Source organism: Paraburkholderia sp. SIMBA_027 (assembly GCF_046535315.1).
Classification (GTDB): Bacteria; Pseudomonadota; Gammaproteobacteria; order Burkholderiales; family Burkholderiaceae; genus Paraburkholderia; species Paraburkholderia tropica.
In genome coordinates, this window is the sequence record NZ_JAWRWY010001795.1 from 1 (window position 1) to 226 (window position 226).

The following is a 226-nucleotide window of genomic DNA, read 5'->3' on the forward strand; positions in this document are numbered from 1 at the left end:
CGTCGGCTACGCGATGAGCGAGCGCATGACGAAAAATCTGGTCATGCAGGCGCTGTTTCGCGCCGTCTCGATCCGGCCTGATTCAGCACACCGACCGCGGCTCGCAATATTGCGCACAGGCATACCAGAAACTCCTCAGACAGTTCGGCATGCGCGCGTCGATGAGTCGCCGCGGAAATTGCTACGATAACGCGCCGATCGAATCATTCTGGGGCTCACTCAAGAG

1 pseudogene is annotated in these 226 nt (G+C 58.8%); it reads left to right on the plus strand.

Annotated features, from left to right (window positions below):
* Positions 1-226, plus strand: a pseudogene (locus SB764_RS45360) (DDE-type integrase/transposase/recombinase); the annotation flags it as partial.